We start from the raw sequence: 23,525 nt of genomic DNA on the forward strand, positions 1-23,525 counted from the left end.
TGGACGTCGCCGTACCCGGTGCCCTCGATCGCGATGTCGATCCGCTCATCGGGGACCTCCGTCACCTGTGTCGTGAACGACGGCGTCTCCGCGGCCTGCGCGACGGCTGGCATCGCGACCACGCTGCCGAGTGAGAGCGCTGCCGTGGCGGCGAGACTGAGTAGCCGTTGTCTTCTCTGCGCGCTGCGGGCCCCGACGGGCGGCGCAGCGAATACTGTTTCTGCCATGTGATTCGTGATTCCTTCGTGGAGTAGAATCAGCGTGACCGCACGGCCGCGCTGTCTTCAGGCGCGCCAACGGCGCGTGTCAGCCCGAGGCCGGCGGTCAGGAGCGGGCGCTGCTTCTTGGTAGGGAGGGCGCTCGCTCCGTCACTCGAATCTGGGTAGAGTCCCGACCTCGGGCGGTCAGCTGCCCGAACCCGTTCCCGCCTTACGACGTTCCCAGGTTAGGGTTACCTAACCTTTATCAGACTAAGGTATGCCGTGCGGTTCTCGCAACCGCCATGCATCCTCGCTCGCGTTCTAGATGCTGGTGGGGCGCGCCTCGGCCACCAGCGGTCCGGTGATCGGGTCGATGACGAGGGCGCCGTTTTCTGCGCGGTACCCGAACGGCACCCTGCCCCATGCCACGCACCCTCGATGGCCTGCTGCTTCGTCTCCCTCGCCAAACGACGAGCGGTGTCGGCGGAGGACTTGCTTACCATCGCCACCAGCACCCTGGCCATCGCGACATCCGAATAGGTGTCCAACCCAACCGCAGCGAACCGATCACCGAGCGGACGGTGAACCCGCTGAGGACTTTCGCGTCGATCAAATCCTCCAGTATGTCCACCGACGCATCTACCTCTGCGCTCAGCGCGTCTGTCAAGCTGTGCGTACTAGCTCCCGTCAGAAAATAGTGGCGTCAACTACGACATGTGGTATTCCCCGTCCCTGCCGGACCGACCAATACGTCGAGGGTGCGGGCGGAGACGCCGATCTTCGCGATCGCCCGCTCCTGATCCGGCGACAACACATTCCCGTCGCGGTTCTTCGTCCGCGCGGCCTGCTCAATCCACATGAGCGGCACCGTCGGCGCAGACCTGTCGTTCGACGCGTCCAGGAGACGGTCTTCGGCAGCGAGGACCTGTTCGGAAGAGAACACAGTCGCGGCCTTCGGGCGGAACCTACTGGACCCGTCTGGGCGGCGGAATGTCGGCGGGCTCGACGCGAGCTCCGGCGGTGTCAGACGCAGCGACACTCGTTCTGCGGCGTCGACGATCTGGTGAGTGATGTGGTCGCGGTCGGTCGCAGACGCGAACCGGAGTCCCATCGTCTGCCGGACAGCCTCCGCATGCAGATTCCATCGTTTCCACGTCGCCCGACGATCACCCACCCGCGCCACCACCACCTCGGCAACCTGCTCGAGATCCCCCAATGGGATGTCGTCCGCGCGCAACAACGGCTCCCCGGCACTCCTGGACAGGAGCGTTGTGGCCCACGTCGGAGCATCCTCCCCGAGCAGCTCGGTGGCACGTTCCCGCCACTGGGCGGTTAGGTCGCTCAGAGAGTGGTGCTGCTTCGGAGGCCGTGTCTCCAACGTGGCCTGTTGCCGGAACTGCCACAACAACTTCGGAGACGGCTGCCTCCCATGCTTGACCACGTGCTCGGCGACGAGGCGGTCCTTGACCTGCTCGATATCACGGGTGCGGGAAGAGAACGCGTCCATCAGCGCCTGCGGCACACCGGCGATCTCCCACGCCGTCGACCGCCCCACACCACGCTCCCGCGCCTCCCACCCCACCCCGAGCATCGCTGTGAGGTGATCGGAGAGGACCGCGTTGTAATGCTCCGACAACCCCGTCACCGCCGCATGAATCGCGCGAGAGTCAAGGGTCCGCCACTTCCCGTCATGAACGGCCTGGACCCGGTTCGCGACCACCACATGCGTGTGCAGCTGCGGATCCGCCGCACGGGAGTCGTAGTGGTCGTATGCAGTCGCGATTACGCCTTGTACTTCGACCTGGGCTACTGCGCCCCGCGGTCCTTTCGCACCGATCCGGGTCATCGCGACGTCTCGCTCGATCAGGGCGATCACATCGTGGATCGCGGCGTGGTGGGCCTGGGTGATCAGCGCCTGCGTGCCACCGTCGGCAACCGCCCACAGGGTGGAGACGGACTTCGGCACCGAGAACGTCAAATCGAACCCCGCCACCGGCGCGTCCGTCGGCTTTGCCGCTTCTTCGGCCTCGATCAGCGTGGTCTGGGTCGCACGCTCCTCGTCGGTGAGTGAGTCCGAGAGTTTCTTGAGACGACGCTCGACCCGTTCCGTTGCGGTTGCGAACGTCCGGTACGGACGCCCCAATTGCTCGCCGTTGTTCGGGTCCTGCCCGTAACCCATCAACTGCCGCAACTGCTCCTCGGTCACCGTCGCGCCCGCCGTCACGCCGCCTGAAAGACCGACAAGTCCAGACCCGATCCATGCGCCTGGAGGTGTTCCCGATTCCAGGTAGTACCTCGTCAACGCAGAGGCGGCGTCACGGTCCCCGTCGCCGGTGACGACGGAGTTCAGCAGGTACCGGTATCCATCACCGGCGGTCATCACCCTGATCGACACCGTCACACCCGATAGGTACGCGACGGCCCTCCGCCAGGCCGTGCCGAAGACGGAGTGCCTTGTCCGGGCTGGCTGAGTGAGTTGGACTTATGGGCGCGGCCCAGGTTGTCGGGATGAGTCCTGCTCGTTCCAGATAGCCGACGAGTCCGGTGGTCAGCGGGAGACGGTGGAGCTCGTCGGGCGCGACCCAGCGGGCGTCGTCAGGAAATCATGAATCTCGAACTGATGTCCGTCGCCGGTTGGTACGGTTGCCACCCACAGTTCTCGGATGATCTGGACGTGCAGCCCGGTTTCTTCGAACGCTTCCCGCGCGGCGCATTCCGCCAGCATCTCACCCGGATCGACGCTGCCTCCTGGGACCGACCAACAGCCCTTCTCCGGCTCTGTACCACGTTTGACGAGCAGCACGCGTCCTTGTGCGTCAACGACGACGGCACTTACCGCGAGCACGATCCCATCCATGCTCTCGACCTTAGCCAGCTCCCGCTGCGGCCCGTGCTTAGGCGAACCCGATCACCTGGGACCACAGCGTTACTGACATCCCCTATCTACGGCGACCGCTGTAGCCTCCGCGCATTCAACAGAGAAGCGGGTTCGCGGTGGTGTATGGGCGCGCTCTACGGACGTTAGGCGGCTCTGGCTTCAGGGCGTTTCAGGGTTCTAAGTAGCCGGTGCGCGTAGTCCGTGTTCGACGGTGGCGAAGAAGTCTTGCGCGAGTGCGGTGAGTTCAGTTCCGGCTTTGCCCGGTGTGCCTGTGCCGAATGGTGGTTCTGGTGCGTACTCCGCTCCGAGTTCAAGGAACTGCGCGTACTCGTCACCTCGAAGACGTCCGACCAGGCGTAAGGCGAGGTCCATGCCGGCGGTGACGCCCGCGGCAGTCATAACGTTCCCGTCGACGACGACTCTCTCGTCGATAGGCGTTGCCCCATAGCCGGCGAGGAGGTGGCGGACAGACCAGTGTGAGGTAGCTCGCCTCCCGTGGAGGAGGCCGGCGGCGGCGAGGGCGATGGCGCCGGTGCAAACGCTCGCGACGACCTGCGCCGCGTATCCCAGGCGACGAATATCGGTCATCGCGTGAGGGTCGTTGGTCAGGACACTGGTGTCTCCGCCGGGTACGAGGAGCACGGTCGGCGCGTCGGCGACGTCTGCCAGCGCGATCGTCGGCGTCAGCGGGAGCCCGCCCGCACTAACGACTGGCGCTCCGGGTTCGCCGGTTGTGGCGAGATGGATGGTTGCGCCGAGCATGGAGCTGAGGAAGTAGTGTGGGCCGATTGCGTCGAGGGTGTCGAACCCGGGGTGCAGGACGATGACGATCTCTTCGTCTGCCTGGAAGGTGACGCCGGGTCGGGCAGCGAGCGCTTCGTGTGCGGCGACGGAACGGTCCCACGCGGCCTGAACTTCCGTGTCGCGCGTTGCATCTGTAGCCATCGAGGGCTGGTCGTGGTGCATGGCGTCCCAGTCACGGTGGAGGTTGTCGTGTGTATCGGTCATGGTGTGCTCCTATCGGTGTAGACAAGCTGGGTGCGGCCGGTCAGAGGGTTGGTGATCGTGGCCGCGGTGACCCCGAAGACGCGACGCAGCAGTTCAGGGGTGAAGACGTCCTGGGGTGTCCCGTCGGCAGCGACGACGCCGTTGGAGAGGACGGCGATGCGGTCGCAGTAGGCGGCCGCGAGGTTGAGGTCGTGCAGCGTCACCAGGATGGTGATGCGGAGATCGCGGACGAGGGCGAGGAGTTCGAGCTGGTGTCGGATGTCGAGATGGTTCGTGGGCTCGTCGAGCACGAGGATTCGCGGCTGCTGCGCGAGGGCGCGTGCGAGGTGCACCCGTTGCCGCTCCCCTCCGGAGAGGGTTGCGACCGGTCGCGCTGCGAAGTTGGTGACGTTCGTGACGGACATCGCGTGTTCGATTGCAGCGCGATCGTCCCGGCTGTCGGCGCCGAGGAGACGGCCATGGGGCACCCGGCCGGTCGCGACGCATTCTGCGACGGTGAGCTCGAGATCTGTCGGACCGTCCTGAACGACAGCTGCGGTAATGCGGGCGGCATCTCGTGCACGCATCTGCCAAACTTCGTCTCCGTCCGCGACGACACGCCCGGATGTCGGTGAGAGCATGCGATAGATCGTTCTGAGGAGGGTGGATTTGCCGCTCCCGTTCGGTCCGACGAGCCCGACCACCTCTGCGTCCGCGGTGAGGGAGACCCGGTCGATGATGCGCCGTCCGGCGACCTGCACGCTCACACCTTCAACGTCGAGCCGGGCACCTACTGTGCGGTCTGGCTGATTCATGTCGCGCTCCGTCCGGACCGGCGCAGCAGCCACAGGAAGAACGGTGCTCCGATCGCCGCGGTGAGCAGCCCGACAGGAAGCTCCGTCGGGGCGAGGACGGTCCGGGCAACGATGTCCACCACGACCAGCAGCAGGCCTCCCGCTAGAGCAGAGCTGGGAAGCAGCCAGCGGTGATCCGAGCCGACGATCATGCGCATGGCGTGGGGCACGACAAGGCCCACGAATCCGATTGCCCCGCTGACGGCGACAACGACGCCGACCAGAAGAGACGTGATGACGAACAGGACGAGGCGGACCCGTCCGACATCGATACCGAGACTTGCCGCAGTCTCGTCTCCGACGAGAAACGCGTTCAAAACGCGGGCGAGCAGAACGAGAACGGCGATTGTGATCACGAGCACCGCTGAAGGGAGCCCGAGGCCGTCCCATTCCGCGGCGGCGAGGCTACCGGAGAGCCAGGAGAGCACGGACGTCACTCCTTCCCCGGGTGAGCTGGCCCGCAGCACGAGGTAGCTGGTGATCGAGCTCAGCAGATAGGACATCGCAACGCCCGCGAGCACGAGCCGGTTCGGCGTCACTCGCCCGCGCTGCTGCGCGAGGAGGAAGACGATCAACGTTGTCGCCAGTGCGCCGGCGAACGCGGCGATCGGCACCGAGACGACCGCGAGAGCCCCGGTCGCGAGCGTCAACGTCGCCACCGCCGCGACCGAGGCCCCGGAGGAGACACCGAAGACGAACGGGTCGGCGAGCGGGTTGCGGACGACAGCCTGCAAGACAGCACCGGCGACAGCGAGCGCCGCACCGACGACGAAACCCAGCAGTGCCCGCGGAAGGCGGAACTCCCAGATGATGCGCGTCTCGATGTCCGTCGCCGAGGTCGGGATAGTCCAGGGCAACAGATGATCGGCGATGACGGTAATGATCCGATCCGGCGACACCGTCACCGAACCGACGCCGACCGAGAGGATCAGGGCGGCAACGGAGGCGAGGATGAACACGCCGACAGCGATCCGTGGCCGATGCGGTGCACCGATCACGGATTCGGTTCGCGTCACGGCGCGGGAACCGTCAGTTCCAGCTCCGAGTGCAGGGCGTTCGCGATCTCGGTCAGTCCTCGCATCACGGTCACGGATGCGTCGGTGTCATCGACGGGGATCTCCACGAGATTCCCGGCCTGCACCGCTGGAAGGTCGGGGAATGTCTGCTCAAGGTAGGCGCGGAGGGTGTCGTAGTCCTGTCCCTCGAAGGTTCCGACGAGGACGACCTCCGCGTCTGAAGCGGCGAAGTCCTCCTTGCTGACGTAGACGGAGTCCGCAGGGAACACGTTTCGGCCGCCTGCCGTCTCGATGGCGTCGTCGTAGATGCCGCCTGCGAGCACGATGAGCGGGCCCTCGCCGCCGTTGTAGAAGGCGACTTCCACGGTGTCTTTTCCTTCGACGGCGTCGATGACGGTCTGCTTGTCCTGCTCGAGATCTGCGATGAGCTCTTCTGCCCGGTCGCTGACGCCGAAGATAACCCCCAGATCGCGCAGCGTATCGATGGGGGTGTCCAGGGTCATCGCGATGGCGTCCCCACCGTCGGCGTCGCAGATATTCGCCCCGTAGACCTGTGCTCCGCTATTCTCGATCTGCTCCACCGACGCATATCCCTGGGACGTGTCGAACGCGTAGCCTTCCAGCGACTGACCAAGCACGAGATCGGCACCCTCGCTGAGCAGCACCTCCTTCGACGGCCACCCCATGGCCGATCCGATCGACGGGATCTCTTCCGCCTCTTCCGCCAACGAGGCGGGGTACGCCGCGTAGTCGCCGGCCCGGGCGACGAGATGGTCGCCGAGGCCCAGGGCTAGCATCATCTCGGTCGGCGCCTGCCACAGGCTCACGACATGCTCGGGTGCAGCGTCGAAGGTCAACGTCCTCCCGCAGTTCTCGATCGACACGGGATACCCCGCCTCCGATGATGGTGTCTCCGCATCCGCCAATGAGGACGGGGCTGGCGATGACGCCGAGCATCCTGCGAGGGCGAGGAGGAGAGCGGCTGCTGCGACGGTTGTTGCGCTGTGAATCCTGGTCATGACGTCCTGTCCTGCGTCCGGACAGGCCGGAACGATAGAATCTACATGTTGTAGAGATATCAATTGTCCCGAAGGAACCACCAGGACAACAGAGGCAGGAACCGCCGGGAAGGATAGATTTCCGCCATGTCGCACGCGCAAACCGCCGCGGTCACGCAGCGGCATCGCATCGCGGTGCTCGCGCTGGAGCACATGATGCCGCTGGAAATATGCATGCCTTTCGTCGTGTTTGGGGCACCGCACTTGGCTTACGACGTCGTCCTGTGCGGACGCCAGGCAGGCCTCGTGCCGACGGATCACGGGTGGCCGATCGTGGTCGAGCTCGGACTCGACGCCGTCGCCGTCGCGGACACGGTGATCGTGCCCGCTTTCCGCGGTTTCCTCGACAGCGTGCCGGACGACGTCGCTGAAGCGCTGCGCGCTGCACACGGCAACGGCGCACGCATCGCCTCCATCTGCACCGGCGCTTTCGCTCTCGCCGCAGCAGGATTGCTCGACGGCAAACGCGCCACCACCCACTGGTGCCACGCGGACGAGCTCTCCTGCCGCTATCCCGTAGCAGAGATTGACCCCGGCGTGCTCTTCGTGGACTCAGGCGACGTCCTCACCTCGGCGGGAGTCGTTAGCGGCATCGATCTCTGCCTGCACCTCCTGCGATCAGACCGCGGCGCCGCCGTCGCCAACGACATCGCCCGCACCATCGTCGCCGCCCCCTATCGCGACGGGGGACAGGCCCAGTTCATCCGCCGGCCGGTGGCCGCGGTGGCCTCCGGAGATATCGGTCGCACTCAGGAGTGGGCGCTGGGGCGCCTTCACGAGCCGCTGACCGTCGCCGATCTCGCCGCTCACGCCAGGATTCCGCGGCGAACATTCGAGCGGCGATTCACCGAAGAACTGGGCGCCACGCCCATCCGATGGCTCAACAGTGCACGCATCGACCACGCTCGCGAGCTACTGGAGTCCACCGACTGGACCATCGAATACATCAGCAGCCTGTGCGGCCTCGGCAGCCCCGCGAACTTCCGTCAGCACTTCCGCCGCGCTACGGGAACCAGCCCGCGCGAGTATCGAAAGGCGTTTACCCACGCCCGAGCAGGCGTTGCTTCACCTTGAGCCTACGACGTGATGTAGATTTGATGATCGATTGACATGCAGAGTGGAGGTGGCAGATGGCGGGTGAGCGCACGCGTGAACGAGGGGAGCTCGAGGGCACCGTCATGCGCATCCTCTGGGAGGCGTCCGAGCCGTTGAGCGCCCGTGATATTCAGGCGGTGTTCACGGGTCACGTTCCTGCGTATGCGACGTTGATGACGGCGCTGGAGCGTTTGCAGAAGAAGGGCGATGTCGTCCGCTCCGGCGACTCTCCGCGGAAGGTTCGCTTCCGTGCGGCGCGAAGCGGGGACGAGCATGTCGGCCGGTCGATGATGACCGCCCTCGATGGAGCCGGAGACCGGCAGGCTGCTCTATTGCAGTTCGCCGGGAACCTCGCCGAGGAGGACCTCGATCTGCTCCGCGGCGCGATCACCGGCAAGACTTCCCGCAAGCGCAGGTGAGCCGTTGATCGCCACCGGCTCCTTCCTCGCCGCAGCGGTGCTCATTCTGCTGTTCTCGCCTCTCATGTTGACGGCGGGCCGGTGGCAGGTGCGCCGCCCACGGACCGCTCTGACGCTGTGGTTCTGCGCTTTCTTCGCTGGAATCGGATTCGCGGTGACCTCCGCCGCTATTGCACTGCTGGGTGCCGTCGGCGGGGTGAATCCTGCGAGTTCAGGTGAAGCGCTGGTGCTGACGCTCGTTGGCTGGTTGAGCCTGGGTGTGCTGGCCGCGGTGATCGCTCTTGTCTCCGCGTCCGCGGAGCCGCTCGCCGACTCGTGGCGGGAGGCGGTCGGACGCTTCGCCCCGGTGGCAGTCTCCCGCGAGCACTCGCATGGTGTCACCCTCGTGTGGTTCGATTCCGAGGAGCCGGTGGCGTGTGCGGTGCCTTCTGGGGAGCCAGAGATCTTCCTCTCTACCGCGCTCAAGGAGCTGTTGAGCGACCCGCAGCTTCGTGCCGTGATCGAGCATGAGCGTGCTCATCTGCGTCAGCATCACGGGTGGGCGGTGCGAATTGCTGAGATCAACGCGCTCTGCTTGCCCAAGCGGTTCCCGGCCGGGCGAGCGCTCAAGCGGGCCACTCTCCTGTTGATCGAACTCATCGCGGACGATGCAGCCGCTCGTCGCGCCGGTGCCGTCCACCTCGCCAACGCCCTCGCGACGATGGGGCATAACACGGCCGATCCCGGCCTTGAGCTTCGCGCAGACCGGCTCACCCTCCGCCGCTGGAAGAAGCCGCGGAGCCAGCGCGCCGCAGCCCTCGCACGCGCCTGACCTCGCCGGCACCGGCCACCCTTGTCTACGACACGATGTAGAGTTATCGGAGTGGTTGGGTGTCAGGAGGAGTAGTCATGGCCGAGTTCGAGTTCTGGGTGAACGGGATGACCTGCGAGCACTGCGAGCGCGCTGTTACGGCCGAGCTTTCCGCGCTCTCGGGTGTCGTCGATGTCCAGGTGGATGCCGCTTCCGGTCGCGTTCTTCTCGCCCACGAGAGGCCCCTTGATCTGATTGTGGTGGAGTCGGCTGTCGATGATGCCGGCTACACGGTGCGGTCCTGGCCCGCAGTGGTGGATGTCTGACACCATCGCGGCCACCACTGCAGCGTCCGCGCCCATGCCGGATCCTCGAGTGCGTAAACCCTTGACTGCGGTGGCCGCGCTTCTAATCGGCGGAGCCGCCCTCGCGCTCATCGCCTTCCCGATTGTCGTGGCGGTCATGCTCGGCGAAGCACCGTATGACCTTCTACATGTCGGATATCCGGGCGTCGATGTGGCTGTGATCACCACCAGTCTGCTCTCCGGCGCGCAGCTCGCCACCTTGGTGACCAGTGGTGCGCTGGTGCATCTGTTGTTCCTGAGGGATGCGCCTGCCCGCACGGCGCGCTATCTCTCGGAGGGTTTCGAGATCACGGTGCTGCGCATCGCTTCGGGGGCATGGGCCGTGTGCGCAGGTGCGCTGGTGGTCTTCGAGGCTCTTGATTCCAATGGCACTCCGTTGGCGCGCCTGGCGACGCCCAGCGCGTTGCCGTTCCTGTGGGAGGCGAGCTATGCGCCGAAGGCGTGGACGATCAGTTTCCTGGCGGCGTTGATCGTTTTCTTCGTCTCGTTCTTCTCGGAACGGTGGACGGGCCTGATGATCCCGTTGTGGGCGACCGGAATCGCGGTGCTCGCCCCTGTCGTGTCTGGGCAAGTGCTCGTGGGCCCCGATCATGACTTCGGCAGTGACGCGGCGATCTTCCAGACCATCGCTGTGAACGCGTTCTTCGGGGCGGCACTGGTCGCCGTCATGCGCGTGGTCTCCGGGCGGCTTGTCTCGCCGCTGACTTTGCGGCGACTGTTCCGGATCGGGGTCGTCGCGCTTCCCGTCATCGTCGTCTCCGATGTGATCATCGCCGTGTTCAAGCTCGCTGGTGGCGATATCGCCGCCTCGCTGACCGGGTGGCTGATTCTCGCTGGCTTCGCCTGCCTGGTCGTCATCACGGTGGTGTTTGTCGTCGCCGCGATCCTCGCCCGGCGAGGAAAGCTGCGGGCCGGGCACATCACCGGGCTCCTCTCCCTGGCGGCCGTGGCGGTGGCGGGGTGGACCGGGGTCGGTGTGGCGATGACGAGGCAGCCGCCGCCGCAGTACTTCGTGCCGACGAGCATCGAGCAGGTCTTCATGGGCTTCGAGGTCCCTGACGCTCCGACGCTCGGTGTGTTGTTCGGGCAGTGGCGTCCGAACCTGCTGTTCCTGGGTATCGCCGCGGCGGCGATCATCGTCTACCTGGTCGCTGTGCGCACGTTGCACCGCCGGGGTGATCGGTGGCCTCTCGGGCGGACGGCCGCGTGGATCGGCGGGTGGACGGTTGTGGTCGTCGCCACGAGCTCTGGGTTCGGGAAGTACTCGGCCCCGGATTTCGGGGTGCACATGATCGTGCATATGTCGCTGAACATGCTCGCCCCGGGGCTTCTCGTCCTCGGAGGCGTCGTCACACTGCTGCTACGGGCATCCCGCTCGGACCGGACGAAACCGGCGGGCTTGCACGACTGGATCACGTGGGTGCTGCACTGGCGGGTGCTGCAGTTCCTCTACAACCCGCTGATCGTGTTCGTGGTCTTCGTCGGCTCCTACTACGGCCTGTATCTCACGGGCATCTTCGGCGACTACATGCGGTTCCACTGGGCGCACCAGCTCATGAACCTGCACTTCCTCATCGTCGGCTACCTCTACTACAGTCTCATCATCGGCGTCGACCGGCCCCCACGGCCTCTCCCGCATATCGGCAAGCTCGGGTATGTGCTGGCGGCGATGCCGTTCCATGCGTTCTTCGGCGTGATCCTGATGACCAGCCATGTGATCATCGCCGAGACCTTCTACCGCTACCTCGACCTGCCCTGGGCCGACCTGCAGGCCCAGCAATACCTTGGCGGCGGCGTCGCGTGGGCGGGCGGGGAGATCCCGCTGATGATCGTCATCGTCGCACTCGCCATCCAGTGGAGCCGGCAAGACGCCACAGGTGCCCGCCGTAAGGACCGGCACCTCGACACCGGCCGCGACGACGAGTACGACGCCTACAACCAGATGCTCCAGCGCCTCGCCGACCGCGACGCCACCCGACCCGGCCCCCGACCGACCGTCCGAGAGGACACCCACTCATGACGACCACGGACACCACCACACCGGTGGATCTCACCCCGGTAGAGCTCGACATCTCCGGGATGACCTGCGCCGCCTGCGCGGGACGCGTCGAGCGCGCACTGGGCAAGCTCGATGGTGTGACGGCGAGCGTCAACTACGCCACCGAACGCGCCATCATCACCGGCCTTCCCGACAGCGAGGTGCCCACGGCGATCCGTCAGGTCGAGAACGCCGGATACGGTGCGCACCTACGCGAGGGCAGCGACGACACCTGGTCGACGCGCGCCACCGAGGTACGGATCTCCTCCCTCCGGCGTCGCCTGGCTGTGTCCGCGCTGCTCACTGTCCCGCTGATGGACATCACTATCGTTCTCGCCCTCGTCCCCGGGTGGCGGTTCCCCTGCTGGGAATGGGTATGCGTGCTGATGGCCCTGCCGATCGTGACCTGGGCCGCGTGGCCATTCCACCGGGCCACGCTCCGCAACCTGCGCCACGGCGCAGTCAGCATGGACACCCTCGTCTCCCTCGGCATCGCCGCCTCCTTCGGATGGGCGATCCTCACCCTGCTGCTCGGGTTCGGCACCACCGAAGCCGCCAGCTACTGGCTCGGCTTCGGCGTCACCCCCGCAGGCGCCGACTCCATCTATCTGGACGTCGCCGCCGGAATGACGACCTTTCAACTCGCCGGCCGGTACTTCGAGACCCGTTCCCGCCGCAAAGCCGGCGATGTCCTCGGCGCTCTGAACGCCCTCGCCGCCACTCACGTCCGGGTCGTTAGCGACGGCGTCGAGACGATCGAACCCGCAACCGCACTCCGCGTCGGCGACACCTTCGTCGTCCTTCCGGGTGAGACGATCCCCGCCGATGGCATCGTCCACGCGGGCACGGCCGCGGTGGATGCGAGCATGATGACCGGGGAACCCGTCCCCGTGCCCGTCGGCCCCGGAGCCGCGGTGACCGGCGGGACGATCAGCACCGACGGTCGCCTGGAGGTGACCACGACCTCGGTCGGCGCCAACACCCAGCTCGCGCAGATGGCCGCCCTCACCGAGCAGGCCCAGGCCCGCAAAGCGCGAGTGCAGAACCTCGTCGACCGCATCGTCACCTGGTTCGTCCCCGCCGTCATCACCCTCGCGATCATCGTCACCGTCGCCTGGACATTCACCGGCACCCCGTTCGCGCAGGCGTTCGGCATCGGGATCAGCGTCCTCATCATCGCCTGCCCCTGCGCACTCGGGCTCGCAACGCCGACCGCACTCATGGTCGGGATCGGACGGGCCGCGACCCTCGGCATCCTCATCAAAGGCCACGACGCCCTCGAAGCCTCCGGCACCATCACCACCGTCGTCCTCGACAAGACCGGAACCCTCACCACCGGACGCATGACCGTCGAAACCGCGACCCCCTTCGGAATCGCCGATCACGAACTGTGGCGTCTCGCAGCCTCTGTGGAGCAGGGTTCCGAGCATGCGATCGCGCACGCCATCCAGGACGCCGCCCGCGCCCACGTCACCGACCTTCACCCGTTGGAGGACTTCACCGCCCTCCCCGGCCTCGGTGCTACCGCCCGCATCACAGGGAGCACCCTCCTCGTCGGGAACGCCGACCTGCTCCGCGAGCACGGCATCGACCTCACCCCGGCGGCCGCAGCGCTCGCGGACGCCCACGAGCACGGGCACACCGTCGCTCTCGTCGCTCGCGACGGGCAGCTGATCGGGCTCCTTGCCCTCGCCGACACCATCAAGCCCGGCGCCGCGGACGCCATCACAGCGCTGCACGCCCAGAACCTCACCACCGTGCTCCTCACCGGCGACAGCCCCGCTGCCGGTGCTCGCATCGCGGCCGAACTCGGCATCGAACGCGTCCACGCCGGCGTCGCCCCTGCCCAGAAAGCAGACGTCGTCCGCGAACTCCAAGCAGCCGGAGAAAAGGTCGCGATGGTCGGCGACGGCATCAACGACGCCATCGCCCTCGCCACCGCGGACCTCGGGCTCGCGCTCGTGTCCGGCACCGACATCGCCCTCAAAGCCGCGGACATCATCCTCGTCCGCGACGACCTCCACGTCATCCCGGATGCGATCGCGATCTCCCGCAAGACCCTCCGCACCATCCGCACCAACCTCGGCTGGGCCTTCGGATACAACATCGCCGCGATCCCGATCGCTGCTGCCGGGTTCCTGAACCCCCTCATCGCCGCCGCCGCGATGTCCCTGTCCTCCGTCCTCGTCGTCTACAACAGCCTCCGCATCCAGCGCGTGCGCAGCACCCGGTAGGAGAAAGCCAGAAGACAGATACCCCGATGGAGTTCTTCCTGCCGCTGTCCCTTGCCGCGACGCTCTACCTCCTCGTGCTCTGGATCGCCCTCACCACACCGCCACGGCCCCCACAGCTCTCAGATCCCACCCTGCGCGACGAATGGGACTCCGTTGCCTTTCGGGTGCGCAAAGGCGTCGAACGCCTGCGCAGGCGGTAGCGCCCTCGCGGGAGCCCGAGCCGGCTCACCCGGGGAGACGCTGTGCGCAGGCGCTTTGACCTCGCGATCGCCACCCCGCTAATGTAGCTACTACATGTTGTAGAGATAAGGTGTGTGGCATGCTGTCTGACCCGGTGCTCCAATGGACGCTGACACTCGCCTTCTCCGCGACCGCCGCCTACGCAACACTGCGACTCTTCACAGACCGCAAGCCGCTGCTCATCGTGGGCAACGCTCTGCACCTGGTGATGAGCCTCGTGATGATCGCCATGTGCTGGCCGTGGTGGACCGTACTGCCGCCACTCCCGCAGACGCTCTTCTTCTCGGCCGGCACGGCCTGGTTCGGTGCGATCGTGCTCCTCCAGACGCGGCGTCGCATCACCCGGGCTGCCGTGGGCGGACACAGCGCGTGGCATCAGGTGGCACACGCGGGCATGATGCTCGCGATGGTCTGGATGATCCTCGCGATGCCTTCCGGAACCGACGCCACGATGCATGCCCACCACCATGGCGGACTCGAGCCGTGGGCCGCCCTGACAGGGGTTGCCATCACCGCGGCGCTGACGACATCCGGCGTCCTTTTTCTCGTCGAGCTCATCCGCTGCCTGCGCGGTCGCACGACCTGGCTCGGACACACCGGCGACGTCGCTTCCGGGACTCTCATGAGCTTCGGCATGGCAGCGATGTGCTGGCCGATGATCACCGGCTAAAAACCCTCAACACCACCATCAATCCGCCGCTCCTGCCGGCGGGCCAACAAGAAAGAGAGACACCATGAACACACGACGCACCAAGAGGCCCCTTCTGATCGGAACCGGAGCCCTCGCGGCTACTGCCGCACTGGTTCTGGGCGGTGCCGTCGCTGCGAACGCACACGTCAGTATCGCGGAAGGCCCGGTGGAGGCGGGCTCGTACTCGATCCTCACGTTCAGCGTGCCACATGGATGCGATGGGGCTGCGACGACGGAGGTGGCGATCCAGATCCCCGAGGGCATCAACGCCGTCACACCCACCCGCAACAGCCTGTACACCGTCGAGAAGGTGATGGAAGACCTCGACACCCCGATCACTGACAGCCACGGCAACGAGGTCACCGAACGCGTCGCGCAGGTCGTCTACACGGCGGCGACGCCGCTCCCCGATGGGCAGCGAGACGCGTTCGAACTCTCGCTGCAGATCCCCGAGGACGCCGCCGACACCGCCCTGTACTTCCCGACTGTGCAGACCTGCGAGCAGGGCGAGACCGCCTGGGTGCAGATCCCGGAAGAAGGCCAGGACGGCCACGATCTGGACGCGCCAGCCCCCAGCGTCGACGTCGTCGCAGCCAGTGACGCAGGATCGCACGGGCACGGTGACAACACTGACGCCACCGTCGATGCGCACGACGAGGATTCGGCATCCGCGGCGGCTCCTGCAGATCAGACGCCGCTCGTTGTAACCTCGCTCGCCGTCGGCAGTATCGGCCTCATCGTCGCTGTCATCGCGCTGCTGAGGGGACGCAAGAAGGCGTGAGCACTCTCATCGCCGGGAAACACGCACCGCGACAGGGTTCCGCCCTGGTCCTCCGTGCGCTGGCAGCCCTCCTCCTAGGAGGACTGCTGACGCTGACGGGAGCGCAGGCAGCGTCCGCGCATGCCGAGTTGCTGTCCACGACACCGGAGAACGGTGCCGTGCTCGATGAGGCTCCCGCTGAGGCGGTGCTGACGTTCAACGAGCCCGTACAGCTCATCGACGGCAGCATCCGCCTGTTTCCCGGCGATGACAACCCCCTCACCCTCGACGCGCACGTCACCAACACCAGCGTCATCGCCGCGCTCCCCGCCGACCTAGCGGATGCGGGCTACGCGCTGAGCTACCGCGTCGTCTCAGCAGACGGGCACCCCATCTCCGGCGCGATCACCTTCACCATCGGAGACGGCCAGGCGGACAGCGCGACGGCTCCCATCGTGGAAACCGCGACACCTCCAGACACCCAGTTCGCCGTCAGCGCCCTGACGGCACTGCAATACCTCTCGCTCCTGGTCTTCGCCGGCCTGATCCTGTTCGAGCGACTGGTGCTGCGCAGCACAGCACCACCTGAATACTGGTCCAGGAACATCCTGCGACTGACCGGCATCGGAGCGGGAACCGCCTCGCTGCTGCTCATACCCACGTCAGCGCTCAACGTGACCGGAAACCCACTGACCGCGGTGATCGATCCGACTGCATGGTGGTCGGGTGTCCTCTGGGCACCGGTCGCTGCGGCCATCATCGTATGCGCAGGACTCGCCGGAGCCGCCGTACTATCGATGCGTCAGCAGGAGCGCAGGGGGATGCGCCTGCTCGCCGTGCTGCCGCCGCTCCTCGCGCTGGCTGCGCCCGTGCTCGCCGGACACACCCAACTGATGGAACCGCGAGCACTGATCATCGCCGCCGACCTTGGACACCTTCTCGCCGGCTCCTTCTGGACAGGAGGAGTCCTCGGCCTCCTCCTATTCCTCGCCGCCACCCGCGTGACCAGTACCCAAGAGGCACGTACCGCACCGACTCTCGCCGCGAAGGTCGTGCAGAGGTTCTCCCGCGGCGCGGTCTGGAGCGTCTTTATCCTCGCAGTCAGCGGAACTCTCATGGGCATCATGATCGTCGGAAGCCTCGACGCTCTCGTCACGACCAGCTACGGGCTCACCCTCCTGCTCAAGATCGGGATCATCATCCCCGTCATCGCGATCGCCGCCTACAACAGAACCCGACTCCTCCCACGCATCGCGTCACGACCGACCGCACGCATGCAATGGCAGACGCTGACCCGAACCCTCAGCTACGAAGCCGCACTCCTCATTGCCATTCTGCTCCTGACCGGCTTCCTCACCAATCTCAGCCCCACACACGAACACCACGACACGCCAACCGAGAACACGGCCGCCACCGCTCAGACCGTCACTATCGACGCGGATGCCCAGGGGCTATCGCTGCGGGGCGAGCTCGAACCAGCGGTGGCCGGCGAGAACAGGATCACCTTCACACTCGAATACGACGCCGAACCAGTCACGCCCGACGAAGTGACCATTCGCACCCACCAGGCCGAGCACGATCTCGGGCCGTTCCAGACCACAGCTGAACTCGACCCAGCAACCGGTCAATACTCCGCGGATCTAGACATGCCCGTCACCGGAGAATGGGAGATACAAGTGCTCGCCCGCGTATCCACCTTCGCGCAGCCGATCGTCACGATACCCATCACCATCAATTAGCTTCGGTGCGCTGGGGTAGCCGTCGCCGTCAGGGGCGATGTATGCGCGGATCGGTTCGACGCCGCACCCTTGTGCGCCACCGCGGCAAGACTATGTCTCGCACACACCGATAATTCGGACGTTGCGACCTTTGCGCCCCTACGGCGTTCCTTTCTTCGCGTAGTAGCGCGCAGGGGTGTTGACAGTGAGCGATCGCCATTTGCGGCGGTAGTTGAGCTCGTAGCCGTCACCGGTTGGCGGGGCCCGCCAGGAGGTTGTCTCGCCGCGAGGCGCGCAACGCCGCCTTGGGAGATCATCGAATCTGCTGCGGATTCACTTCCGTGGTGTTGGAGTCAGGAGCGCGAACTCGGCGCCGGTGGGGTCAGCGAGTATGGCGATTCGGCCGGCGGGGATGTCGTTCGGCTCGGTGAGCGTCGCAGCGCCGAGGGCGGCGGCGATCTCGACGACCTTGTCTGTGCCGACGTCGGGATCGACGGCGAAGTAGACGCGCCAGCCTGCGGGAGCATCGGTGCGGAGTCGCCCTACAACGGGAACCTGCTGTCCGGCCGGAGTCCAGATCGTGTAGTCGTAGTGCTCGCCATCACCAAGCTGGGTCACGCTCGCTCCGGTGAGAGCCGAGTAGAAGTCATCCGCCTTGCCGTCCGCAGTCAGCAGCTCGGCCCACGCGAACGTGCCGGGCGTATGGGATGCAAACTCGTAGCCGGGCTCGGGCTGCGAGAACCCGGTGATGGCTCCGGTCGGTTCGGCGACGATGAGGACGCCTCCCTGTCCCGGCACGTTGACCGGTCCGTGCAGGATGCTCCCGCCCTGCACGGTCGCGCCCTGTGCGGTTTCTGCGATGTCGTCGGCGGCGAGGTAGAGCGTCCATGCTGGCGTGGCCTCACCGTAGGCCGCGCGGATGCCGGCGATGATCGCTCCTTTGTCGGTGCGGGCGTAGCGGTAGCCGCTGGGGTTCTGTGCGTCGATCGTCCAGCCGAACAGCGCGCTGTAGAACTGGACGGAGGCATCCTCGTCGGGTGTTTGGAGGTCGATGAGCGCGGGAGTGCCGGGTCCGATGTTGGTCATGTGCTGCTTCTTTCTACTGTTGGTCGGTGGCGCGCAGGTAGGCGTGGCCGCGTTCGGATAGTTCGTAGCCGACCCGCAGGCTGCGGGTCAGGCCGTGTTCTTTGAGAGTGCGGATACGTCTTTTGAGCGATTCCTTTCCGACCGTCAGGCCGTCGGTGAGCGCGCCCGCGGTGATGCCGGGCTTAAGTTGGATGCGCGCAAGAGTGGTGCGTGCCCAAGGAGTTCGAGCGTCGAGTCGGTCAAGGAGTGCGTCGATGCCCGTGATGTCTTCAGCAGTGAGGTTCGGATGGGCGGCGAGCTCGTCTCGTACGTCTGCCGCGACCCAGGAGAGTCCGATGCGGAAGACCGGATCGTGGTCGCGGCTGCGGAAGGTGGCTGTCAGGTCGTCCAGCGTGGCGTAACCGGCCTGGCGTGCGTCGGCGTCACTGAGTCCGGCGGGTGCAACGGGCTTGATCGTCTCGACTCGCACGAGTCCTGCGACGGTGCGGAATTCCGTACCGGGCTTCACCCGCGGCTGCTTCCAGCGCCGGTAGGCCACGGTGACCTTGCCCGCTGCAACCGCATGGGCGATGCGCTCGGTGAGGATCATGCGCCCGCCCGGCGAGGACAACTCGACACCCGCAGCGTCATGCGTCGGCCCCCAGGACGAAGGCGAGCTGCGCGAGCACGACGTCGCGGTAGTCCATGTCGTCTGATCCACGGTACCCGAGCACGACTGGGTAGAGCAGTCCGTCCATCGTTGCTACGACCACGTCGACGATCACCGAAGTCTCGAATCGCGGCGTGAACGAGCCGCCGTCGACGCCTCGACGCACCGCATCGGTGAAGGGCTCCCGATACTGCTCGGCAAGAGCGGCGGCATGTTTATGCAGTTCGGAGTCATGCGCGGCGGCGGTCCAGAACTCCATCAGCATCCGCCACGTCGCGACGCTCGTGGAAAGCCCTCGATCGACCAGCGCGACCATCTTCTGCCACGGGTCATCGAACCTTGCGGCGAGCTCATGCAGAGCCGCCACTTCGCCAGAGGTGGCACCTGCCAGCGCCTCGATCAGCATGTCCTCACGCGAACCGAAGTAGCCCTGAAGCGTGCTGACGGCAACCCCCGACGCTTCCGCCACGTCGATGAACCGCGTGCCCGCGAATCCACGATCCGCCAACACCTCCACCACCTGCCCGAGAACCACGGCGCGCCGCGCACCGCCGGCGCGCCTTATGCGACCTGAACCTGCTCTGCTCATACCGGTACCGTATCACGATACGGTACCGGTATGAGCAGAGGTATGCAGCCCGCTCCGGCCACTCAGGAGGGAGGAGACTCATGCCGCGTGAAATCGGGTCTTCTCTTACGGCGGGAGCTCGCCCGGAAGGACAGCACGCGGCCTCATCGCCCGGATTATCATCCGAGCGCGTCCGTGTCGATGCTGGGCCTGTCAGTGCGCTCCGTGCACAAGCCGTGAGCGCGGTCGGCCCCACCCGCTCCGCGCGGATGAAGCTCGTCTACGTCGTAGGAGGCAGCACGAAGATCACGTACGACGCAGGTTCACCGTCGATGCTTCAAGAGGACATCGCGCTTCTTCCCGCAGAGCGCGTTTACATCGGATCGCCACTCGCCTTCGTTGGGACGATTGCTGTGTACGTCGACCCGCAGTTTGCCCTCGACCAACTCCGTTGGCTCCCGAGCGCAGGATCGTTTTTCAAGGAGCTTTTCTCTGCCACGGAACCCCCGGCAACTCGCCGTTATACCCGATCGTTGGGGTCTGCTGAAGGTTCGGTTGAGTCCATGACCGCATGATTCCCGGCTGGGGGTCGTGCTGGAAGGATGGCAATCGTGCCGAAGATCTATTCCGATGAGTTCAAGCGGGACGCGGTGGCGATGGTCGCTGCGGGCTCGTTGCAGAAGAAGGTGTGCAGGGACCTCGGGATCTCGAAGACCGCGCTGCAGACATGGGTTCGCGATGACCGGTTCCGCTCACATGGGATGATCCCGTCGACCGATCCGGACGAGCGTCGCGAGATGACGGCGGCGCTGCGGCGGATCCGGGAGCTGGAGATGGAGAATGAGGTGCTCCGGCGGGCTGCGGCGTATCTGTCTCAGGCGCATATCCTGCCCCCAAAATGACGCTTCTATGCCTGATGTCAAGTCATACGGGTCTGGAGCTCGCGGAAGAGTGCTCTGACGACGTAGCGCTTGAGGCAGCGTCGGACCTCGCGTGCGGTGCGTCCTTCGGCACGGCGCCGGGCAACATACGTGCGAGTGGTGGTGTCGTAGCTCATGCGAGTTCGAACGATGACATCAACAGCGCGATTGAGTTGTCGGTCTCCTGAGCGCGAGAGGCGGTGCCGGGTGCTGTTCCCCGAAGATGCGGGCAACGGTGCAATGCCGCCTAGCGCCGCGAAGGCGGCTTCTGAGCGGATGCGTCCGTGGTGTGAGTATGCCGTGACGAGTATGGCTCCGGTGACGGGGCCGACTCCGGGCAGTTCCTGAAGTCCCGGGGCGAGGCGCTCGGTAAGGTCAGCGAGTTGTTTGTGATTCACGTTGAGCGCGGCGCTTTGCTCCAGAATCGTTGCGGCGAGACGCTTGGCCTCGGCCCGTAGCACCCGCACCGGTTCTGCATCACGAGGGATGCGCCATGCTGCGATGGTCTTGATCTGGGCATCGGTGAGGGGCTTGCGTGCGTCGAGGCCGAGGTCGACGCTGCGGGCGAGAGCATTGAGAGCATTGCGGTTAGCGGTGCGCTGCTGGTCGATCAGCGACCGTGCGGTGAGCAGGACTCGCAAGGCCGCGCGGTCACCGGGCTGGCGTGGTTGCGCAAGCTTGTCGACGTCGCGACCAAGTAGCGATCGAGCAGCGGCTTCAGCATCGATTGCGTCAGACTTTCCGGTATGAGCATGCGATGCGCGTGATGCAGGTCGGACTTCGGCAACCTCGATCCCGGTCTCGGTCAGCACGGCCGTGATGCTTGCGCCGTAGGATGAGGTGCCCTCAACACCGGCGAGGACGCTCGTGCCGTGGGCGCGTCGAGCGATCCAACTGACTGCGCGGGCGTTGCCGGCCGCTGACGTCGGGAACGTCGCGGTATCGATGAGTGCGCCAGTGCGCGCATGGATAAGGCAGTAGGTGTGCGTGCGAGCATGCGTGTCGATGCCGACGACGTGCTCGAACTGTTCGGCAACAAGGACCACGAGAACCTCCAAGTAGTGAATGCGGACAGGCGCCGGCTCGTAGGGTCGCGAAGAGTCACATCTGTAATGAGTCACACACCCGACTGCACGACACTGAGAGCATTTCGCTGCAACGCACCAGCTTTGCCTCCTTCGAACCCGGTGCCGCACGGTTCGACATGATCGCCCTTGTCGCGACACTCCACCACATGGAACTCCAGCCCACGCTCGAGCAAGCCGCAGCACTGCTTCGCCCCGGAGGGCACCTGATGGTCGTCGGTCTCGCAGCGAACCACACCCCGTCCGACTGGATCCTCTCGGCCGCTGCCCTTCTATTCGTGAGGATCGGATCGCTCCTCCACCGGGAGACGGCCGACGTTGGAGTCCCCACCACGGAACCACGCGAGAACCTCGCGGTAATCCGACATGTGAGCAGGAAAGTCCTTCCTGGACGAAAGCTCCGTCGTGGGCTCTACTACCGATACTTGCTCACCTGGGAGAAACCGAAAGAGGCCATAGGCTCCGTACCCCAATAAACGGCGTTTCGAAATGCATCTCCGGGGGCCTTCAATCGTTGATTGCCGATCGTGTGTGGGAGAAAGCTGGCACTGGAAATCAGCGAAGCGCAGGCACCTCGGGGGAGCTCGGACTCGGCCCGCTGGGACTGACTCTCGCCTGGCGTCGACGCTGGGGCTGTGTGGGCTCGGTTTCGTCGGTATGGCCCGTACCTGCTGGGTGACCCTGTTCGTCGCACACGAAGGCGGACAGGCCCCGAACAGCAAGGAGCCCCCGCCATGCCTGACCCCATACCGTCGCCCGCCCCGCGCCTGGCCGAAATTCCCGCGCCCGTCTTCGCCGATGAGCGGGCGACGCTCTACCTCGGTGACACCGTTGAGCTTCTCCCGCTCCTGCCCGAGGCCAGCATCGACGCCCTGGTGACCGACCCGCCGTATGGGCTGAGCTTCAACGGGCAAGCCTGGGACGACGCTTCCGGGTTCCGCGAGTCCCTCCCGCACATCGACATGACTGGGATGAGTGCGCCGGAGGTATTCGAGACCTGGTGCACGGCCTGGGCTGCAGGAGCATTGCACGCACTCAAGCCGGGCGCGTATGTTGCAGCATTCGGTGGTGCACGCACCTGGCATCGCATGGTGCGCGGGATCGAGAATGCAGGGTTCGAGATCCGCGACCAGATCGCATGGTTGCACACAACCGGGATGCCCAAGAGCTTGGACCTCTCGCACACGATCGACAAGCACCACGGCATGCAGCGCGCCGACCGGGTCGTGCAGGCCACGGATCACGACGGGGTGCTCGGCGCAACGCGCACTGTACTGTCGAAAGGCACACCGGTCACCGAGGACGCGACACGGTGGGAAGGGTGGGGCACGGCATTGCGGCCTGCGTTCGAGCCGATCATCATCGCCCGCAAACCACCCGAAGGAAGCGTCGTCCGAAACGTCCTCAGTCACGGTGTCGGCGGGCTCAACATCGACGGCGCCGGGTTCGCTGACGGCCGGTGGCCGACGAACGTCGCATTCGATGCCAGTCAAGCGGATGCGTTGGATGTGTTGACGGGGACATGGCAAGGCGAGTCGCTATCGAGGAAGTTCCCGATCTTCCGCTTCGACCGAAAGCCCTCCGCCGCTGAGCGTCCTCGGGCATTCGGGGTGTCGCACTCAACGGTAAAACCACTGGCGCTGATGCGCTGGCTGGTCACGCTCGTCACCCCACCGCGTGGCATGGTGCTGGAGCCATTTGCCGGATCCGGCACCACGGTGGAGGCCGCAGCTGGAGCGGGGTTTTGTGTGGTCGCGGTAGAGAAGGAAGCAGCGTACGTGCCTCTGGTCCGCTCCCGTCTGGACAGGTCTTCTCGAGCGTGACCGTTGAGTGCCTACCGGGGACCGCCAGCAGCGGTTTGGGGCATAGCTGTC

Annotated in this window: 23 protein-coding genes and 1 pseudogene; 13 read left to right on the top strand and 11 right to left on the bottom strand. The window is 65.8% G+C overall.

From position 1 onward, the window contains the following. The 7 genes from FM104_RS15640 to FM104_RS15675 form a co-directional block, all read right to left on the bottom strand. A partial coding sequence (locus FM104_RS15640) for a hypothetical protein (RefSeq protein WP_143738476.1) occupies positions 1-227 on the bottom strand: 227 nt, incomplete at its 3' end. 676 nt (positions 228-903) lie between these two features. Then, positions 904-2,580, bottom strand: a complete 1,677-nt coding sequence (gene mobF, locus FM104_RS15650) for a MobF family relaxase (RefSeq protein ID WP_256971704.1) — start codon at positions 2,578-2,580, stop codon at positions 904-906. Positions 2,581-2,748: 168 nt separating this feature from the next. Continuing rightward, positions 2,749-3,057 carry an NUDIX domain-containing protein gene (locus FM104_RS16815; protein WP_234988384.1) on the bottom strand — a complete coding sequence of 103 codons (309 nt, stop codon included), beginning with the start codon at positions 3,055-3,057 and terminating at the stop codon, positions 2,749-2,751. Between the two features lie 198 nt (positions 3,058-3,255). Then, positions 3,256-4,086 (bottom strand): DJ-1/PfpI family protein, encoded by an 831-nt coding sequence (locus tag FM104_RS15660; protein ID WP_086990907.1) that lies wholly within the window; start codon positions 4,084-4,086, stop codon positions 3,256-3,258. Then, positions 4,083-4,880, bottom strand: coding sequence for an ABC transporter ATP-binding protein (locus FM104_RS15665; protein WP_029153844.1), 798 nt, complete (start codon positions 4,878-4,880; stop codon positions 4,083-4,085). The genes FM104_RS15660 and FM104_RS15665 overlap by 4 nt, the downstream gene beginning before the upstream one ends. Continuing rightward, positions 4,877-5,935: a FecCD family ABC transporter permease gene (locus FM104_RS15670; RefSeq protein ID WP_084644361.1), complete on the bottom strand. Its 1,059-nt coding sequence runs from the start codon at positions 5,933-5,935 to the stop codon at positions 4,877-4,879. The genes FM104_RS15665 and FM104_RS15670 overlap by 4 nt, the downstream gene beginning before the upstream one ends. Beyond that, on the bottom strand, positions 5,932-6,954 hold the full coding sequence (locus FM104_RS15675; protein WP_159456873.1) for an ABC transporter substrate-binding protein: 1,023 nt from the start codon (positions 6,952-6,954) through the stop codon (positions 5,932-5,934). The genes FM104_RS15670 and FM104_RS15675 overlap by 4 nt, the downstream gene beginning before the upstream one ends. Positions 6,955-7,080: 126 nt before the next feature. Here FM104_RS15675 and FM104_RS15680 point away from each other — a divergent pair, with 126 nt between their 5' ends. The 10 genes from FM104_RS15680 (at position 7,081) to FM104_RS15720 (ending at position 17,364) form a co-directional block, all read left to right on the top strand. Continuing rightward, the gene (locus FM104_RS15680) at positions 7,081-8,067 is read left to right on the top strand and encodes a GlxA family transcriptional regulator (RefSeq protein WP_036323205.1); all 987 of its coding nucleotides are present in this window, start codon (positions 7,081-7,083) and stop codon (positions 8,065-8,067) included. A gap of 56 nt (positions 8,068-8,123) precedes the next feature. Next, the gene (locus FM104_RS15685) at positions 8,124-8,507 is read left to right on the top strand and encodes a BlaI/MecI/CopY family transcriptional regulator (protein ID WP_087133157.1); all 384 of its coding nucleotides are present in this window, start codon (positions 8,124-8,126) and stop codon (positions 8,505-8,507) included. 4 nt (positions 8,508-8,511) lie between these two features. Then, on the top strand, positions 8,512-9,318 hold the full coding sequence (locus tag FM104_RS15690; protein WP_029153849.1) for a M56 family metallopeptidase: 807 nt from the start codon (positions 8,512-8,514) through the stop codon (positions 9,316-9,318). A 77-nt stretch (positions 9,319-9,395) separates the two neighbouring features. Continuing rightward, positions 9,396-9,623 (top strand): heavy-metal-associated domain-containing protein, encoded by a 228-nt coding sequence (locus tag FM104_RS15695; protein ID WP_086990903.1) that lies wholly within the window; start codon positions 9,396-9,398, stop codon positions 9,621-9,623. Between the two features lie 70 nt (positions 9,624-9,693). Further along, positions 9,694-11,682 carry a cytochrome c oxidase assembly protein gene (locus tag FM104_RS15700; RefSeq protein ID WP_179206836.1) on the top strand — a complete coding sequence of 663 codons (1,989 nt, stop codon included), beginning with the start codon at positions 9,694-9,696 and terminating at the stop codon, positions 11,680-11,682. Further along, positions 11,679-13,934: a heavy metal translocating P-type ATPase gene (locus FM104_RS15705; protein ID WP_086990901.1), complete on the top strand. Its 2,256-nt coding sequence runs from the start codon at positions 11,679-11,681 to the stop codon at positions 13,932-13,934. Before FM104_RS15700 ends, FM104_RS15705 begins: the two co-directional genes overlap by 4 nt. A 26-nt stretch (positions 13,935-13,960) precedes the next feature. After that, positions 13,961-14,134: a hypothetical protein gene (locus FM104_RS16600; protein ID WP_157560608.1), complete on the top strand. Its 174-nt coding sequence runs from the start codon at positions 13,961-13,963 to the stop codon at positions 14,132-14,134. Positions 14,135-14,253: 119 nt separating this feature from the next. Further along, positions 14,254-14,844 carry a DUF5134 domain-containing protein gene (locus tag FM104_RS15710; protein WP_051216734.1) on the top strand — a complete coding sequence of 197 codons (591 nt, stop codon included), beginning with the start codon at positions 14,254-14,256 and terminating at the stop codon, positions 14,842-14,844. 64 nt (positions 14,845-14,908) lie between these two features. Further along, on the top strand, positions 14,909-15,646 hold the full coding sequence (locus FM104_RS15715) for a YcnI family copper-binding membrane protein (protein WP_084644363.1): 738 nt from the start codon (positions 14,909-14,911) through the stop codon (positions 15,644-15,646). Continuing rightward, positions 15,643-17,364 (top strand): copper resistance protein CopC, encoded by a 1,722-nt coding sequence (locus FM104_RS15720; RefSeq protein ID WP_029153853.1) that lies wholly within the window; start codon positions 15,643-15,645, stop codon positions 17,362-17,364. The genes FM104_RS15715 and FM104_RS15720 overlap by 4 nt, the downstream gene beginning before the upstream one ends. A gap of 312 nt (positions 17,365-17,676) precedes the next feature. Here FM104_RS15720 and FM104_RS15725 read toward each other — a convergent pair whose 3' ends face one another. Genes FM104_RS15725 through FM104_RS15735 form a run of 3 tightly spaced genes read right to left on the bottom strand, consistent with a single transcriptional unit; the run spans position 17,677 to position 19,667 of the window. Then, positions 17,677-18,429, bottom strand: a complete 753-nt coding sequence (locus FM104_RS15725) for a VOC family protein (RefSeq protein ID WP_087133158.1) — start codon at positions 18,427-18,429, stop codon at positions 17,677-17,679. A 13-nt stretch (positions 18,430-18,442) separates the two neighbouring features. Beyond that, positions 18,443-19,018, bottom strand: coding sequence for a hypothetical protein (locus FM104_RS15730; RefSeq protein ID WP_087133159.1), 576 nt, complete (start codon positions 19,016-19,018; stop codon positions 18,443-18,445). 37 nt (positions 19,019-19,055) lie between these two features. Beyond that, complete coding sequence (locus FM104_RS15735; RefSeq protein WP_087055259.1) at positions 19,056-19,667, bottom strand: TetR/AcrR family transcriptional regulator; 612 nt, start codon at positions 19,665-19,667, stop codon at positions 19,056-19,058. A gap of 581 nt (positions 19,668-20,248) precedes the next feature. Between FM104_RS15735 and FM104_RS15745 the strand changes: the two are divergent. Beyond that, a pseudogene (locus FM104_RS15745) lies at positions 20,249-20,545 on the top strand (transposase); the annotation flags it as partial. Between the two features lie 20 nt (positions 20,546-20,565). Here the strand turns inward: FM104_RS15745 and FM104_RS15750 are convergent. Further along, the gene (locus FM104_RS15750; RefSeq protein ID WP_086990896.1) at positions 20,566-21,612 is read right to left on the bottom strand and encodes an IS110 family transposase; all 1,047 of its coding nucleotides are present in this window, start codon (positions 21,610-21,612) and stop codon (positions 20,566-20,568) included. 188 nt (positions 21,613-21,800) lie between these two features. On the opposite strand from FM104_RS15750, the gene FM104_RS15755 reads away from it, so the two are divergent. Beyond that, a complete protein-coding gene (locus FM104_RS15755; protein WP_327078608.1) occupies positions 21,801-22,127 on the top strand; it encodes a hypothetical protein in 327 nt (108 codons plus the stop codon). Positions 22,128-22,385: 258 nt separating this feature from the next. Continuing rightward, complete coding sequence (locus FM104_RS15760) at positions 22,386-23,474, top strand: DNA-methyltransferase (protein WP_218778594.1); 1,089 nt, start codon at positions 22,386-22,388, stop codon at positions 23,472-23,474. Positions 23,475-23,525: the final 51 nt, after the last annotated feature.

Source organism: Microbacterium esteraromaticum, assembly GCF_900163815.1.
Taxonomy (GTDB): domain Bacteria; phylum Actinomycetota; class Actinomycetes; order Actinomycetales; family Microbacteriaceae; genus Microbacterium; species Microbacterium esteraromaticum_B.